This is a genomic window from Hoyosella altamirensis, from assembly GCF_014191505.1.
GTDB lineage: Bacteria > Actinomycetota > Actinomycetes > Mycobacteriales > Mycobacteriaceae > Hoyosella > Hoyosella altamirensis.
Genome location: NZ_JACHWS010000003.1, coordinates 997,144 through 1,012,725 on the forward strand (window position 1 = coordinate 997,144; position 15,582 = coordinate 1,012,725).

Below are 15,582 nucleotides of genomic sequence, written 5' to 3' on the forward strand. Positions count from 1 at the left end.
CTTAAAAAGGCCTTAGAGCTCCAATACTTCGCGCCCCTAGCTTCGAAGCATAGGTGTGCAGTTTCCGCGATGAAGGAGCAACTTCCATGACACGAGCCCAACGGTTCCGCCTGCCCGCAGTACTCGCGGCGGTGGCGTTGCTGCTGATGTTCGGCTCGGCTGCGGTGCTCCTCACCGACCGGGGCGGTCCAGCCGCACACGTCGCTGACGAACCCGCCGAGAACTCGGCGAACTCGGAACTCGAGCAGGCCCTGCAGGTTCTGCGGCAGAACAACCTCAACGCCACCTTCCTGACGGCTGGCACCCAGCAGGCCGCGGCCGGAGCAGGACAGCTCTCCGACGGCGCGAGACAACTCGCTACCGGATTAGGACAGGCCCGTGACGGCTCAGGCCAGCTGGCGAGCGGCGCATCCGAACTGGCTGACGGCATCGTCCAGGTCGACACCGGAGCGCAGGAACTGCGCGCCGGGATGAACGAGTTCAACGGCGGTATCGTGCAGCTCGGGGATGGAGCGGTACAGATCAGTGCTGGTGTCGACGAACTCGTAGGGCTGCTCCTCCCTTTGAAGGAGGCGGCCGCGCCGTTCTCCCCTCAAGTAGCTGATGCGCTTGCGCAGCTCGAAGAACTGCGCGGAGGCAGCGCTGAACTTGCGTTCCAGCTCGGAAATCCGAACAGCGACTTCCGTGTAGGCGCCGCACAGTTGCAGGACGGCACCGTTCAGCTGAGCGATGGTACGCAGCAGTTGCGGGCAGGCGGGTTCGAATTGCGCGACGGCGCAATTGAGCTGCGAGACGGGCTTGTTCTGCTCACGAATGGCTCCGGTGAATTGGTTCTCGGCACTGACCAGCTCGCGGACGGCGCCGGCCAGATCGAACAGAAAGCGTCGAAACTCACTGACTCCGTGAACAACGTCGTGCGCAATAGTCCACGGGAGAACCGTGGCGGTGTCGACCCGGCTGCCACGGAAGTAGTCCTGGCTCAGCCTGCCAACGAACTCACGCCAGCGACCGCTGCGGCACTCACCGGCATGGGCGCCGGGATGACGCTGCTCGGCTCGGCCCTCGTGGTCGCGTTCAGCCGTCGCCGCACGCAGTAGCTCGCGGGACAGACGCACATAAAACGAGACATCCGCACTGGTTAGTTCCAGTGCGGATGTCTCGTTTCTAGGGCTTTGGTTGCGCCAGTTACTTCACGTCGAGCAAGTCGATCACGAAGACCAGTGTGCGGCCAGAGAGGCGATGGCCTGACCCGGCGGCACCGTATGCCTGCTCAGGAGGGATCGTCAACTGGCGGCGGCCACCGACGCGCATTCCGGGAATACCGTCCTGCCATCCTTTGATCAGGCCACGCAGCGGAAAACTGATCGACTCACCACGGTTCCATGAGGAGTCGAATTCCTCACCGCTTTCGAAATCGACGCCGACGTAGTGAACCTCAACGGTTCCGCCAGGCTGAGCTTCGTCGCCCTCGCCAATCACCAGATCCTGGATAACCAGTTCGGTGGGAGCGGGGCCGGGCTGGAATTCAACTTCAGGTTTTGTCATAAGTTATCGCGCCGAAACCTCTGAGTAGTCGCGTTCGGTGTATCCGGTGTAGATCTGGCGGGGCCGCCCGATCTTCGTTGTGGGGTCAGCGTGCATTTCGCGCCAGTGCGCTATCCATCCGGGAAGACGTCCCAGCGCGAACAGCACAGTGAACATCCGGGTGGGGAAGCCCATTGCCCGGTAAATGAGTCCAGTGTAGAAGTCGACGTTCGGGTACAACTTGCGCTCGATGAAGTAATCATCCGTCAGCGCAGCCTCTTCAAGCTTCATCGCGATGTCGAGGAGTTCGTCACGTGCGCCGAGCTTGTCGAGAATGTCGTGCGCGGTCTTCTTCACGATGGCCGCGCGCGGATCATAATTGCGGTAGACACGGTGTCCGAAGCCCATGAGCTTGACACCTTCTTCCTTGTTCTTCACCTTGCGGATGAACTCGGAAACATCGAGGTCACTGGCCTTGATGTCGTCTAGCATCTCGAGCACCGCCTGGTTCGCGCCGCCGTGCAGCGGCCCCCATAGAGCGTTGATGCCGCCCGAAATCGAGGTGAAGAGATTCGCATCCGACGACCCGACGAGGCGGACTGTCGAGGTCGAACAATTCTGCTCGTGGTCTGCGTGCAGGATGAGCAGCATGTCCAGCGCCTTGACGACCTCAGGGTCCGGCTCGTACGGCTCAGCGGGGAAACCGAAGGTCATGCGGAGGAAGTTCTCGACGAGTGTGTTCGAGTTGTCCGGGTACAAGAACGGCTGGCCCACCGACTTCTTGTAGGCGTACGCCGCGATCGTCGGCAGCTTCGCCAGCAGTCTGATAGTCGAAACCTCAACCTGGTGCGGGTCATCCGGGTCGAGCGAGTCCTGGTAGTACGCGGACAACGCATTCACCGCGCTCGACAGCACCGGCATCGGATGCGCGTTGCGCGGGAAACCGTCGAAGAACCGTTTGAGGTCCTCGTGCAGCATCGTGTGCCGCTGGATTCGGTGCGTGAAATCCGCGAGCTGGTCCTCAGTGGGCAGCTCGCCGTAAATCAGCAAGTACGACACTTCGAGGAAAGATGATTTTTCAGCGAGCTGGTCGATCGGGTATCCGCGGTAGCGGAGAATGCCCTTCTCACCGTCGATGTAGGTAATCGCCGACGACGTCGAAGCGGTATTCATAAAGCCGCCATCGAGTGTGGTGTACCCCGTAGTGGCTAGCAGTTTTCCCAGATCAATGCCGTCGTTACCGTCAGTTGCCCGGGTGATCGACATTTTGTACTCGCCACCGGGGTAGCTGAGTACTGCTTTTTCCTCATTCTCAGCGGGCACGAGGGCTCCTTCTCACACTCTACTGGTCAGTAGCCTATCGGCACATGCGCAACGTCTCAACGCACAACCATAATGTCGAACCTAGTCTCTGTAGACCTCACCCGTGTCACCAGGGTCGCTGTGAGGTCAAGGCTGGAGTCTGAAGACCTCCCATCCAGAGCCATTCTTCTCACATCGAATCCGGTTGTGTAGGCGGTTCTCCCGGCCCTGCCAGAACTCGGCGACGGACGGCTTGAGGCGGTATCCGCCCCAGAACGGCGGCACGGGAACGTAATCCAGATCACAAAATTGTCGGGTAACGGCTTCGAGAGCCGCTTCCAAGTCTCCCCGCGCGGAGATCCGGCGAGATTGATGCGACGCCCAAGCGCCCAGTTGAGACCCTCGTGGCCGCGTGTGCCAGTACTCGGCGGTCTCTTCCGCGCTCACTTTTTCGACCTGACCACGAAAGTGCGCCTGGCGTTCTATCAGCACCCACGGGAACGTCACAGACGCATACGGATGCACATCTAGATGGTGGGCCTTGTCAGATTCATAGTTCGTGTAGAACACCAGTCCACGCTCGTCAGCGCCTTTACAGAGGACTGTCCTGGTAGCGGGGAGGCCACGGTCGTCGACAGTTCCCAGCACCATTGCGTTAGGCTCCGCAATGCGCCCGCCGCCGGGTGCGACATACTCGGTGGCGTCACGCAGCCAATTCAGGAACACGCTGAACCAGCCGTCGGCGAGCCAGCTCTCATCGAGATGCGGGTGTTCACTCGGCCGGGGCGGCACCGGTTTTTTGCCATAACCGACACGCATGTGTGCCAAATCGAGAGAATCGGAAGAATACGAGGGGTTCAGCACCACACATCACACGCTACGCGTACCAAGCCAGTAATCGACCACCTACCGGGGTCGGAACGATCAACGCCAACTCATACAGGAGCGTCACGCTATGGCAGCGGAATTACCTGAAGGCTTTTCCCCGGGACTTGAAGGCGTTCTCGCCTTCACAACGGAAATCGCCGAGCCGGACAAGGACGGCGGCGCACTTCGATATCGCGGCGTAGATATCGAGGACCTAGTGGGGCGCGGCGTTACGTTTGGCGATGTCTGGGCGCTGCTCGTCGACGGCCGTTTCGGCCATGGCCTCCCCCCAGCCGAACCCTTCCCGCTTCCCGTTCACACTGGTGACGTGCGCGTCGACGTGCAGGCCGGACTCGCCATGCTCGCCCCCATCTGGGGCTACCAGCCGCTCCTCGACATCGACGACGAGACGGCCCGCGAGCAACTTGCCCGCGCCTCGGTGATGGCACTCTCCTACGTCGCGCAGTCCGCCCGGGGCATCTACCAGCCTGCGGTGCCCCAGAAGATTATCGACGAATGCCCGACTGTGACGGCACGGTTCATGACGCGGTGGAAGGGTGAGCCAGACCCCGACCACATCAAGGCGATCGACGCGTACTGGGTTTCCGCCGCTGAGCACGGTCTCAACGCCTCCACCTTCACCGCTCGCGTTATCGCGTCCACCGGCGCAGACGTAGCCGCGAGCCTCTCCGGCGCGATCGGCGCAATGTCCGGTCCGCTGCATGGCGGCGCTCCCGCGCGCGTGCTGCCCATGATCGATGAAGCGGAACGCAGCGGGGACCCCCGCACGATGGTCAAGGGAATCCTCGACCGCAAGGAACGGCTCATGGGATTCGGGCACCGCGTGTACCGCGCCGAGGACCCACGTGCCCGCGTGCTCCGCGCAACATGCAAGGCCCTCAATGCTCCGCGTTTTGAAGCCGCAGCCGCACTGGAGCACGCTGCCCTCACTGAACTGCGGGAGCGTCGCCCCGACCGCGCCATCGAAACGAACGTCGAGTTCTGGGCTGCGGTCATCCTCGACTTCGCAGGAGTGCCGCCGCACATGATGCCCGCGATGTTCACCTGTGCCCGTACGGCTGGCTGGTGTGCGCACATCATGGAACAAAAACGCCTTGGGAAACTTGTCCGCCCCGCCGCCCTCTACGTCGGTCCTGAAGCGCGGACGCCAGAGCAGGTTGAGGGCTGGGGCGAGCTGACAGACCAGCCGCAGCAGGGATTTTTGCGGCGCATACTAGGCTAGATCCGCAATCTGATAACCGATCAACATCGAGATACTTCTAGTAAGGACGGCGAGGACGTGACTGATACCACCGGCACTCCCGGTATCACCATTCCCGACGAGCTCAAGCCGGCGGATGGCCGATTCGGCTGCGGGCCATCCAAGGTGCGGCCGGACCAGCTGCAGTCGCTCGTCGACATTGGTGCGTCGGTTTTCGGTACCAGCCACCGGCAGCCGCCCGTCAAGAACGTGGTCGGACGTGTTCGCGAGGGGCTGCGCTCCCTATTCTCGCTGCCTGATGGTTACGAAGTCATCCTCGGCAACGGTGGGACCACCGCGTTCTGGGATGCTGCCGCTTTCGGGCTGATCCGCGAGAAGTCGCTGCACTTGACCTACGGCGAATTCAGCAACAAGTTCGCCTCAGTGGCTAAAAATGCACCGTTCCTGGGTGAGCCAATCGTGGTCAGCTCCGAGCCCGGCACCGCTCCAGAGCCGACGTCCGACCCGTCCGTCGACCTAATCGGCTGGGCACACAACGAGACATCAACCGGCGTCGCTGTCCCTGTGACCCGTCCGGCTGGTTCTGAGAACGCTCTGGTCGCGATCGACGCCACATCGGGGGCGGGCGGGCTTCCCGTGACCATCACCGATGCTGACGTCTACTACTTCGCGCCGCAGAAGTGCTTTGCTGCTGACGGCGGGTTGTGGGTTGCGCTCATGAGCCCGGCCGCGCTGGCGCGTGTCGAAGAGGTCAAGAACTCGGGACGCTGGGTTCCCGAGTTCCTCTCGCTGCCGATTGCCGTTGACAACAGCGTCAAAAACCAGACGTACAACACGCCTGCGGTTGCAACCTTGCTGCTTTTCGCCAATCAGATTGAGTGGCTGCTCGCGAACGGCGGCCTCGACTGGGCCGTCAAACGGACTGCGGACTCGTCCTCACGTCTCTACGACTGGGCTTCGAACTCGTCCTTCGCGACTCCATTCGTCACCGATCCAAAGAACCGCTCGCAGGTGGTGGGCACCATCGACTTTAGCGATGAGGTCGACGCCGCAGCGGTCGCGAAGATTCTCCGGGCGAACGGCATCGTCGACACCGAGCCTTATCGCAAGCTCGGCCGTAACCAGCTTCGTGTCGGCATGTTCCCGGCCATTGACCCTGATGACGTCTCCCAGTTGACGAAGTGCGTCGACTACGTGGTGGAGAAGCTCAGCTAACACCGCACACGAACCAGTAAGCCGGGACGCCGTTGGTGTCCCGGCTTACTGCATTTACCCAGAAGGGCATGTTGTTCGCACCCGTATACGTCGTGAACAACATGCCTTATCACGCGGGGAACCCGCCACCGCACTACCAACACCCCGCGTGTCACTCCCGAAACTCAAGTCACGACTCCATTACAGTGCGATAAAGACGCGGAATTCTGCGGCGCGAGCGGCCTGAGGAGGACAGAGTGCGAGAGCTCAAGGTGGTCGGAATTGAATCCGACGGCAGCGCAATCATCTGCGCGGACGTCAACACCGGCGCGAAGTTCAAAATCGCCGCAGATGACCGTTTGCGCGCGGCATCGCACGGCGACCTGAGCCGCCTCGGCCAGATCGAAGTCGAGATGGAGAGCCGCCTGCGTCCGCGCGAAATTCAGGCTCGTGTCCGTGCTGGAGCAAGCGTCAAGGAGATCGCCGAGACGTCCGGGCTGCCCATGGCGCGGGTCGAGAGCTTCGCTCACCCAGTCCTTCTGGAACGGGCCCGAATGGCGCAGATGGCGCAGCACGCTCACCCGCTCCTTGAGGATGGCCCCGCGCTGCATACGCTCAGCACTGCGGTCGCGCAGACATTTGGCACACGCGGGCAGAACATCGACGAGGCCCAGTGGGATGCCTGGCGCAACGACGAGGGCCGCTGGGTTGTTCAGCTCAGCTGGGCTGCGGGCCGCACCGAGAACAAGGCTCACTGGCGTTTTCAGCCAGGCGCGGACGGTGGAACGGCGGCAGCCCTTGACGATGCCGCGAAGGAACTCGTCTCGACTGACATGCCACGTCCCCGCCCGGCCCTGAGTCCCGTGACCCCAATCGTCACAGCCAAGCCGGCCAAACCTGCCGCACCTGCGCAGCCGGAGACCACGCCTGCCCCCGAAGCCCCCAAAGCCGAAAAGACCACTCCTCCCGAGCCTGAGCCAAAGCAGCAGGCCCCCACCGGCGGCAAGAAGAAGCCGCCTATGCCCTCATGGGAGGACGTACTCCTCGGTGTGCGTACCGGAACCCAGCACTAAGCGACGTTCCCCCAAGGTCACTCCCGTAGGATCGGACACATGAGGAACCGTCCCCTCCTCACGATCGGCGCGCTGATCATTGTGCTCTTGATCCTGGTCTTTCTTGGCCCATGGGTCTACATCAACCTGATCCGCGGGTAGGTCAATAGAGGCCGTACACCAGCGCAAAAATCAGGTAGAGCCAGCCCGTGACGGCACCGAGCGCTATTCCCAGCGCGGCGAATCGAAGTGTGGGCCGCAAGCGCCAGCTCCATAGCGGCTGCGCGAAACCGACTCCCACAACGATGTTCAGTGCTATCGCAAGCAGCGGGTGAACGCTGAGCAGCCCCGTTCCCACCGACGCGACGACAGTGGCCAGAACCACCGCGATGAAGATGGCGAACACGATCCCCAGTAACCAGGGCGTCTTATTCGGCGCACCACGCTCTTCTTCCCCGCCCGTCATCGTGAGGCATCCTCACTGAGCCGCGCGCGTTCATAAAAGGCCACTGCCGCGGCGGTCGCCACATTCAGGGAGTCAACGCCGGTAGTCATGGGAATGTGGGCGCGCACGTCGGTGCTCTCGAGTGTCTCCTCACTCAGTCCTGGACCTTCCGCGCCGAGCACAAACGCCACCTTCTCGCTGGTCACCGCATGTGCCAGCGGCAGCGACGGCTGAGCGGGCGTGAGCGCCACAGTGCTGAATCCGCCACGTTGCAGCTCGCCGAGCAGGTCAGGCCAGGAAGCTGCGACGGCGAAGGGAACTCGAAGCACATGTCCCATCGAAACACGCACTGACCGCCGATACAGCGGATCGGCGCAGCGTCCGCTGAGGATCACCGCGTCCACGCCGAGTGCCGCCGCATTACGGAAGATCGAACCTAGGTTCTCGTGATCGTTCACACCTTCGAGCACGGCGATGGTGCGCGCGGCCGCCAGCAAGTCGCGTGGGCTCCTCGGCGCGGGACGACCCGCAACGGCGAGCACTCCCCGGTTCAGGTGAAATCCCACGATTGTCGCCATCGTGTCGGCACTCGCCCGGTAGAACGGCACCTCTAGATCCCTGAGCTGGCCACATAGCTGGTCATACCGCCGCGACACCCCGAGAAGCGCGTACGGTTCGAAAGGGGTGCCGAGCATCCGCTCGACCACCACGGTGCCTTCGCCGATCACGAGACCTTTCCCGCCTGGTCGATCGGGACGGCGATCTGCGGTGCTCAAATCGCGGAAGTCATCGACGCGCGGATCATCGGGACTAGTGATATCGACTGCGTAAGCCACGTGCTCATCCTATTGAGATGTATTGAGCGGCCTGATGTGCCAAGCTCTGACACGTGACGACCGAGACAGGATCAGCAATCGAGGTTCGCAACGCCACCGATGACGACTGGCCACACATCGTGAAGCTCGACAGCTTCAACTTCGGCGGCCATATCGCCGACCTGAAGAGTGGCATCACGCGCGAACTCGCCCCCAACGACAACGTGATTGTCGCGACCAACGGCGGCCAGGTTGTGGGTGTGACAATGCACTACGACTTGCAAATCACTGTGCCAGGCGGCGCCCTGATCGACCTTCCGGGCGTCACCTGGGTTTCCGTCGCCCCCACGCATCGCCGCCGCGGCATTCTGCGAACCCTGCTGACAGAGCAGCATCAGCGTTTCCTCGACTCCGGCGCTCCGATGTCGATTCTCACTGCCTCTGAAGGGGGAATCTACGGCCGATTTGGATATGGCCCGATCACGACCGAGTTCACACATAAGTTTGATCGGCGGTTCGCGGCGTTCCGTTCGACAACAGTTGATCCGGGAGGCGTCCGCCTCGCGGCCAAGGACGAGGCAGAGGAGTTCCTGCCACCGATCTACGACCGCTGGCGGCGGCAAAGGGCCGGAGCGGTAGGACGTCCCGCAGCGTACTGGCGCGGTGTCTTCGCGGACCCGGAAAGTGAGCGCGGAGGGGCTTCTGCGCTGTTCTTCTTGCTTCACGACGACGGGTTCGTGTCCTATCGGGTGCGCGAGTCAGCGGGCTCGGGGATGTCACTGGAAATTGTGGACATGTTCGCTGTGACGCCGGAAGCGTATATAGCGCTCTGGCGGACACTCGGCGGCCTCGACCTGATGAGCACAATTACGGTGTCCGAGTCCCGCGACATGCTGCTGCCCTACCTGCTGAAGGATCCGCGCCTGCCCCGCCTCACGGGTTCTCACGATTTACTGTGGGCCCGCATCTTGGACGTTCCTGGCGTGCTGCGGGCTCGCAGCTACGCTTGCGAACTCGATGTCACGATCGAGGTGGTGGATGATTTCCTAGACCGGGGTGGCGTGTTCCGGCTCACATCTCGGGGCAACGGGGGGAACGCCCAGTGCGTCCCAGCGGAGGAACCTGCCCGCCTGACGATCGGAATTGGCGACCTGGCCAGCATCTATTTCGGCGAGCACCGCGCCGTGACGCTCGCGCAGGCAGGCCGGATTTCCGCGCCAGAACCGGAGATACTCGAGCGTTTCGATCACGCGTTCACGACCTCGGCGGCGCCGCGCGGCGGCATGTTCTTTTAGTCGCAGGTTTTGACGAGCTCGGTCATCGTGCCGACCGCGTCGCGCAGGGAACTCAGCTCACTGGACCCGAGGGCGCGTAACTGCGAGGCGAGCCATTCTTCGCGCGCCTCCTTCTCGTTTTGGACCAGCGCTTTACCCGCTTCAGACAGCGAAACGATGATTTGCCGTCCGTCGGTGGGGTGCGGCATCCGGTCGACCAGTCCAAGGTCTGCCAGCGACCCGATAACCCGCGTCATCGAGGGCGGCTGGACGCGCTCACGGGCAGCCAGTGCGCCGGGTGTCATCGAGCCCTCAGTAAAGAGGGTGGACAGCGCCGATAGCTGGGTTAGTGACACGGAAGAGTGATGGCGATGGCCGCGTAGCTGCCTCGCTAGCCGCACGACGGCTAACGCGAGATCACTCGCCAGTTGTTTCTCGTCGTGACTCACGGATAGAGACAATACGGGAGATTCGTGCGCGGGGTTTACGGTTTGCAATGCCTACTTTCCGGCAGTACACGATCACGGGCCGATTTTGAGGTGCGATGTGGGGACCGGCAGCGCGACACGATAGGTTTGCGGTGTGGGCACGCATCCTGAACCACCGCCGCTTCCGGCGAGACTGTCGGACCCCCGGCCTGTGATAACTGTGGGGACGCTCGGATGGTTGGTGGCGACGATTATCGTTGTCACATTCGGCGATCAGTATGCCGACTACTTGTGGGTGTGCATCGCGGGGCTCGGCGTCGCCGCGTTCGGAGGGCTGATCTTTCTTCTGCAGCGCCACGCGGTACGCCGCGGCGATCGGTCTGCTCAGAGTGGATTGTGACGGCGCGCCACACGGAACTCCGTCGGCCGCAGCGCGTGACTCAGCGCAACGCAAGCGAAAGCCCAGATCGTCCCAATAGCCCAGCCGGCGATAACGTCAGTCGGCCAGTGCGCTCCCAGGTACACGCGGGAAATCCCCACGAAGATCACGACGACAGCCAACAGCGGCCACGTCCACCTGTTCCGGAGCGCGATCGCCCCAACGACCACCGCCACTGTCGCGATCATCAGCGCGTGTCCTGACGGCAGCGAGTAATACCCCACCTCGACCACACTGAGTTCAGGGGGCGGACGGTCGCGCCCGGCGAGCATTTTGAGCCCCCGCATCAGAAGCCACGCGGTCACGACGGTCACCGCACCTAACACCGCGTCCCAGCGCCTGCCGGAGCGAACGGCAACAGTCGCTGCTGCGGCCGTGATTAGTGCCACGACCGGAAGGCTTCCAAGGATCGTCACGACGTGAAAGAAGACGGTCAGCCAGGGCTCACGAATGTCTGTGACCCAAGTGAGGACACGAGTGTCGAACTCCGTGGTCATCGCGAGTGCCGGATCTGCAGCACTACTGGCCGTGCTGACGGGAGGTATCCATCACCTCGACAACACCGTCATCGTAGGGGTCGTACTGAGGCGACCCCGCCCCGCTGGGCAATTCCGTGTCGGAATGGGCGCCACACCCGAACCGCGCGTGCACGACGTGCCCGTCAGCTGAGAGTTCGTTGCCGCACACCCCGAATGAGGCACGGAGCGAACCAGCTAGCGGGAGATAGAAGCCACACGTGCCGCACGCGCCCGGGGCGGCGGCTGCCATCGCCGCGTGGGGCCCGAAGTCGCCTTCCGTCCACCGTTCCGCCGCAGCCAGACGTCCTTCCAGACTCATCACCTGCGGGCGACCGAACCCGATCTCCCCCGCGGCCTCATCGATTGCAGGGTCACCTGTTTCGAGATACCCCGGCACGAGCCGTTCGTCGTGGTGCTTCGGCGGCAGCAGATCGCCAGGCATGAGGTCGCCCGACTCGATGCGGTCCTCCCACGGCACCCACTCGGGCGCGAGCAACGCGTCCGCGCCGGGAAGCAGCGCGAGTTCGCTCACCGTCGCGGTTGCGGCGCCAGGGCAGGCAGCGACAACCACGTTCCATTCCCAGCCGCGGTAGCCGGGCAGGCTTGCCGCAAACCGGTGGGACGCGGCCCACTCGCCTTCAGGTACTACTCCGTGATGCTCCCCCACCGCAGCTTCGTCAGCTATGGCGCGAACCGCGTCGCGGGCTAGATCGATAGCATCCGCGAGCACAGACGGCACCTCACGTGATTCACTGTTATCCGAACCCGTGGGAGGGCGCGAAACGACTGATGCGTTCACAGTGCCATCTTGCCCCATAAAGCGGTCAAATCTCGACTTCGCACACAGGACTTCTCAGGCAGGCTAGCTCACATGACATTGCGATCGTGCAGCAAATCACAGTTCCGGCTGGTCTGGGCGCTGCTGGCGTGCGCCGCTCTGGTGACCGCATGCAACGACGACATCGTCCCCACAGGCGGCGACGATGACGTGGAACTCCTTCAGCCCGAGGTCGTTAAAGTCCACCCGCATGATCCTGACGCCTTCACCCAAGGCCTCGAAATCGCCGGTCCGCTACTTTACGAATCCACGGGACGCGCTGGCCTATCGTGGATCGCTGCCCGTGACCTGGAAACCGGTGAGCAAGTCGCGCGTGCCGATCTGCCTTTACCGTATTTCGGTGAGGGCCTGACCGTCACCGAGGACCGAGTCTGGCAGATCACCTGGCGCGACGAGGTGGCGTTTGAGCGGGATCCCGCAACACTCGAAGAGATCTCCACAGTCCGCTACGAGGGCGAGGGCTGGGGACTCTGCTCCTACCCCGACCGGCTCGTTATGAGCGATGGTTCGGACACACTGACATTCCGGGATCCGGTCACCTTCGATGCCCTCGACACCGTGGCCGTGACACTGCGCGGATCCACGCTCGATCAGATCAATGAGCTCGAATGCACGTCTGAGGGCGTGTACGCCAACATCTTCCAGACCGACTGGATCGTCCGCATCAATCCGGAAGATGGTCGCGTCACCGCGGTGATCGATGCGTCCGGGCTCCTCAGTGACGAGGAACGCGGCGGCGTCGACGTGCTCAACGGCGTCGCCGCGATCCCGGGCACCGATCGGTTCTTGCTGACAGGCAAGCTCTGGCCGGAAATGTTCGAGGTCGAGTTCGTGGATGCGCGCTAGTTGCCGTCGCCATTCCCGTCGACCTGGCCGGGGTCCTCGCCCGCGCCATGGTCTGGGTTGGTACAAATAGTGCCCTCACAAGGGACGTAGTACGGCGCGCCATCTGGGCTCGCCATTGCGTCCGGCCCTACATAGCTGCCCATCGGGCATCCGGGATCCTCGTTCTGCGCGCAATACTCCTGCGTAAGACTGTTGTCACTCGAACCATCAGCGCCGTTAGGCCCACCGAACACGGGCTCGCCGTCAGGATCCCAGTACCCCTGGCCCCCAGCGCCGTGGTTCGGGTTGGTGCAGACCGTTCCCTCACACTGCACGTAATGCGGGCTGCCATCGGGGTCCGGAATCGCGTCTGGCCCTACGTAACTGCCCATCGGGCATCCGGGATCCTCGTTCTGCGCGCAATACTCCTGCGTAAGACTGTTGCCAGTCGAACCATCAGCACCAGTTGGGCCCCCGTCGACGGGTTGGCCGTCGTGGCCCCAGTGGCCGTGACTGGTGTTCACCACAACGTGTGGGCCTAGGTAACTCCCCTCCGGACAAGCAGGATCCTGATTGTGCGCGCAATGGTCTCGGGTCAGATTGTTGCCCGTCGAGCCGTCAGCACCCGGAGGGCCACCATTGACGGGCTGCCCGTTGCTATCCCAACTGCCCTCGGCGGCGGGAGATTCAGGAACTGCAGCAGTCGTGGTGGCCGTGGCTGCTGGGCTTGCGGGCGTCGGGTCAGCGGCTTCAGTGGCGTCATCCCCGCACGCCGTAATCAGGAACGGCAGCGCGAGTGCGGCCACAAAGCCGGCGGAGCGACGATTCATCATTAACCCCCTCGGTGAAGTGATCTTGGTCACCTTTCTTACCTCAGCCTGCTGGGCGACGTGAGATGAATCGCAACTTTTCTGACATGCAGTGGTTAAAATGCCCCACCGAAATCCCTCATGCGGGAATGCGAACCCGAGACGCGACATGCCGGCGGGCCGTGCGGGAAGTAGTCGTTGCGGCGCGATATGCGACAGAATTGACCAGTGACCGATTCGCAGCCGCCGCAGGACCCCCACTTCGGTGGGCGGCGCGGGTCTGAGGATTGGGCGGGGCGCCATCCTGGCGGCCACAACTATCCGCCTTCACCGGCCCGGCCCCAGTTGCCGCCACTCGACCCGCTCCCCCAGCAGGACACCTCGCGCCCCCGGTCCGCCTCGCATGGGCCCGAGGCGCCCCGGCTGCCGAAAAAGATCACGGTCACGAGAGTGGCTGCCATGCGTAGTCGGCAGCTGACGAAACAGGGCATCAACACATTCCGCAGGGCCGCAACAGCTGACGGCGCCGACAAGTCCGGGCTCACCGCACTGACGTACGCCACCATCGCAAACTTCGCGACCGATGCGGCAGTCGCCATCGCGCTCGCGAACACACTCTTTTTCTCGGCGACAACTGCCGAGAGCCGCGGCATGGTGGCCTTGTACCTGTTGATCACGCTGGCGCCGTTCGCCATCATCGCGCCGCTGATCGGCCCCGCGCTTGACCGCGTGCAGCGCGGACGGCGACTCGCGCTCGCCGCGTCCTTCTTCGGCAGAACAGTCCTGGTGCTTGTCCTGCTGTTCAACTACAACAGCGCGGCTGGCAGTTTCGATCCGTGGGTGCTGTACCCGGCGGCGCTGGGAATGCTAGTTCTGAGTAAGACCTTCGGGGTACTGAAGGCCGCAGTGACGCCGCGCGTTCTGCCACCCGGAATCGACCTTGTCCGAACGAACTCACGCCTCACGGTCTTCGGACTTGTCGTCGGAACGATCACGGTGGGTGCTATCGCCGGGGGTGTCGAGGCGGTCGTCGGACGGCTGTTCGAGCTCCCCGGTGCCATGTTCCTCCTGATTGGCATCACCCTGACAGGCGCCTTCCTGAGTATGCGGATTCCGTCCTGGGTGGAAGTCACCGAAGGAGAAGTCCCGGCGACGCTCACCTACCACGGTGACGGCCGGGACCGTGACCCGTCCACACGGCCCATGGCAGCTGTGCTGGGCACCCGCAGGCAGCCGCTCGGCCGGGCCGTGCTGACGAGTTTGTGGGGCAACTGCACGATCCGGGTTTTGACCGGCTTCCTCACCCTCTACGTCGCGTTTGTCGCGAAGTCGCGGACAGAGCACGCCCCGATGATGCAGGTCGCGATGCTCGGCCTTGTCGGCGTGGCGGCTGCGGTGGGCAACTTCGGCGGTAACGCGGCCGGTGCACGGCTGAAACTCGGAAGACCAGCGGTGATCGTGCTGCGTTGCGTTTGCGCGGTCACAGCGGTGGCGTTGTTCGCAGCCCTGACGGACAGTCTCGCGACCGCTGCAGTCGCAGCGCTTGTGGCCGCGGCAGCGAGCGCGCTCGCCAAAGTATCGCTGGATGCTTCGCTGCAGAACGACATCCCCGATCGCTCCCGCGCTTCCGCTTTCGGCAGATCGGAGACGGCGCTGCAACTCAGCTGGGTGCTGGGTGGTGCGCTCGGGATCCTGCTGCCGACCGAGTATTGGATCGGGTTCACGGTGGTGAGCGGCCTGCTGGTGATCGGGCTGACGCAAACAATCCTCACGTTCCGGGGCATGTCGCTGCTGCCTGGGCTGGGTGGCCGCCGGCCCGACCGGGCCGCGCCGGAAGGGCAGCCCGAGCCGCCCACAGTCACTGGTTTCAGCGCGCCACGGTCGAAGCAAGGTTCACAACCGCCGATGGCGTGGGTGAGTACGCGGCGCGACGACGTATCCTCCGAAGCAGCGGATTCGGGGCCGCCCGCGTATCGCCCCGGGCCCACAACCCGACCGCCCAGTGACAGCACCACCGAGGAGAAGTAGCT

At 63.3% G+C, this 15,582-nt stretch carries 17 protein-coding genes; 8 read left to right on the plus strand and 9 right to left on the minus strand.

Annotation, left to right across the window (positions count from 1 at the left end; all coding sequences use genetic code 11):
- Nucleotides 1-86 precede the first annotated feature (86 nt).
- Complete coding sequence (locus tag FHU29_RS18745; protein WP_064441884.1) at nt 87-1,097, plus strand: hypothetical protein; 1,011 nt, start codon at nt 87-89, stop codon at nt 1,095-1,097.
- Nucleotides 1,098-1,185: 88 nt separating this feature from the next.
- Here FHU29_RS18745 and FHU29_RS18750 read toward each other — a convergent pair whose 3' ends face one another.
- The 3 genes from FHU29_RS18750 to pdxH form a co-directional block, all read right to left on the minus strand.
- Nucleotides 1,186-1,545, minus strand: coding sequence for an FKBP-type peptidyl-prolyl cis-trans isomerase (locus FHU29_RS18750; RefSeq protein WP_013805656.1), 360 nt, complete (start codon nt 1,543-1,545; stop codon nt 1,186-1,188).
- Nucleotides 1,546-1,548: 3 nt separating this feature from the next.
- Entirely contained in the window at nt 1,549-2,847 is a 1,299-nt protein-coding gene (locus FHU29_RS18755) for a citrate synthase (protein WP_013805655.1), read from the minus strand.
- Between the two features lie 126 nt (nt 2,848-2,973).
- Entirely contained in the window at nt 2,974-3,645 is a 672-nt protein-coding gene (pdxH, locus tag FHU29_RS18760; protein ID WP_064441922.1) for a pyridoxamine 5'-phosphate oxidase, read from the minus strand.
- A 136-nt stretch (nt 3,646-3,781) separates the two neighbouring features.
- Between pdxH and FHU29_RS18765 the strand changes: the two genes are divergently transcribed.
- The 3 genes from FHU29_RS18765 to sepH all read left to right on the plus strand — a co-directional run bounded on the left by FHU29_RS18765 (nt 3,782) and on the right by sepH (nt 7,182).
- A complete protein-coding gene (locus FHU29_RS18765) occupies nt 3,782-4,936 on the plus strand; it encodes a citrate synthase 2 (RefSeq protein WP_013805653.1) in 1,155 nt (384 codons plus the stop codon).
- A 57-nt stretch (nt 4,937-4,993) separates the two neighbouring features.
- Nucleotides 4,994-6,130 carry a phosphoserine transaminase gene (serC, locus tag FHU29_RS18770; protein ID WP_064441885.1) on the plus strand — a complete coding sequence of 379 codons (1,137 nt, stop codon included), beginning with the start codon at nt 4,994-4,996 and terminating at the stop codon, nt 6,128-6,130.
- A gap of 236 nt (nt 6,131-6,366) precedes the next feature.
- On the plus strand, nt 6,367-7,182 hold the full coding sequence (gene sepH, locus FHU29_RS18775; protein WP_064441886.1) for a septation protein SepH: 816 nt from the start codon (nt 6,367-6,369) through the stop codon (nt 7,180-7,182).
- Nucleotides 7,183-7,324: 142 nt separating this feature from the next.
- Here the strand turns inward: sepH and FHU29_RS18780 are convergent, their stop codons facing one another.
- Nucleotides 7,325-7,627, minus strand: a complete 303-nt coding sequence (locus FHU29_RS18780) for a DUF2537 domain-containing protein (protein WP_064441887.1) — start codon at nt 7,625-7,627, stop codon at nt 7,325-7,327.
- The gene (locus FHU29_RS18785) at nt 7,624-8,442 is read right to left on the minus strand and encodes a TrmH family RNA methyltransferase (protein WP_064441888.1); all 819 of its coding nucleotides are present in this window, start codon (nt 8,440-8,442) and stop codon (nt 7,624-7,626) included. Before FHU29_RS18785 ends, FHU29_RS18780 begins: the two co-directional genes overlap by 4 nt.
- Nucleotides 8,443-8,495: 53 nt before the next feature.
- Between FHU29_RS18785 and FHU29_RS18790 the strand changes: the two genes are divergently transcribed.
- Nucleotides 8,496-9,716 (plus strand): GNAT family N-acetyltransferase, encoded by a 1,221-nt coding sequence (locus FHU29_RS18790; RefSeq protein WP_064441889.1) that lies wholly within the window; start codon nt 8,496-8,498, stop codon nt 9,714-9,716.
- Here the strand turns inward: FHU29_RS18790 and FHU29_RS18795 are convergent.
- Nucleotides 9,713-10,144: a MarR family winged helix-turn-helix transcriptional regulator gene (locus FHU29_RS18795; protein ID WP_064441890.1), complete on the minus strand. Its 432-nt coding sequence runs from the start codon at nt 10,142-10,144 to the stop codon at nt 9,713-9,715. The genes FHU29_RS18790 and FHU29_RS18795 overlap by 4 nt on opposite strands.
- 133 nt (nt 10,145-10,277) lie before the next feature.
- On the opposite strand from FHU29_RS18795, the gene FHU29_RS18800 reads away from it, so the two are divergent.
- Entirely contained in the window at nt 10,278-10,523 is a 246-nt protein-coding gene (locus FHU29_RS18800) for a DUF2530 domain-containing protein (protein ID WP_064441891.1), read from the plus strand.
- Here FHU29_RS18800 and FHU29_RS18805 read toward each other — a convergent pair.
- Both FHU29_RS18805 and FHU29_RS18810 read right to left on the minus strand, forming a co-directional pair.
- Nucleotides 10,508-11,059 carry a phosphatase PAP2 family protein gene (locus FHU29_RS18805; RefSeq protein ID WP_064441892.1) on the minus strand — a complete coding sequence of 184 codons (552 nt, stop codon included), beginning with the start codon at nt 11,057-11,059 and terminating at the stop codon, nt 10,508-10,510. The two genes, FHU29_RS18800 and FHU29_RS18805, sit on opposite strands and share 16 nt — an antisense overlap.
- Nucleotides 11,060-11,081: 22 nt before the next feature.
- Complete coding sequence (locus tag FHU29_RS18810) at nt 11,082-11,810, minus strand: DUF3027 domain-containing protein (RefSeq protein ID WP_064441923.1); 729 nt, start codon at nt 11,808-11,810, stop codon at nt 11,082-11,084.
- 141 nt (nt 11,811-11,951) lie between these two features.
- Here FHU29_RS18810 and FHU29_RS18815 point away from each other — a divergent pair, with 141 nt between their 5' ends.
- Nucleotides 11,952-12,764: a glutaminyl-peptide cyclotransferase gene (locus tag FHU29_RS18815; protein ID WP_064441893.1), complete on the plus strand. Its 813-nt coding sequence runs from the start codon at nt 11,952-11,954 to the stop codon at nt 12,762-12,764.
- Here FHU29_RS18815 and FHU29_RS18820 read toward each other — a convergent pair.
- Nucleotides 12,761-13,573, minus strand: coding sequence for a Mesocentin (locus FHU29_RS18820; RefSeq protein ID WP_260152918.1), 813 nt, complete (start codon nt 13,571-13,573; stop codon nt 12,761-12,763). The two genes, FHU29_RS18815 and FHU29_RS18820, sit on opposite strands and share 4 nt — an antisense overlap.
- A gap of 207 nt (nt 13,574-13,780) precedes the next feature.
- Between FHU29_RS18820 and FHU29_RS18825 the strand changes: the two genes are divergently transcribed.
- Nucleotides 13,781-15,580: an MFS transporter gene (locus FHU29_RS18825; protein ID WP_083962472.1), complete on the plus strand. Its 1,800-nt coding sequence runs from the start codon at nt 13,781-13,783 to the stop codon at nt 15,578-15,580.
- Nucleotides 15,581-15,582 lie beyond the last annotated feature (2 nt).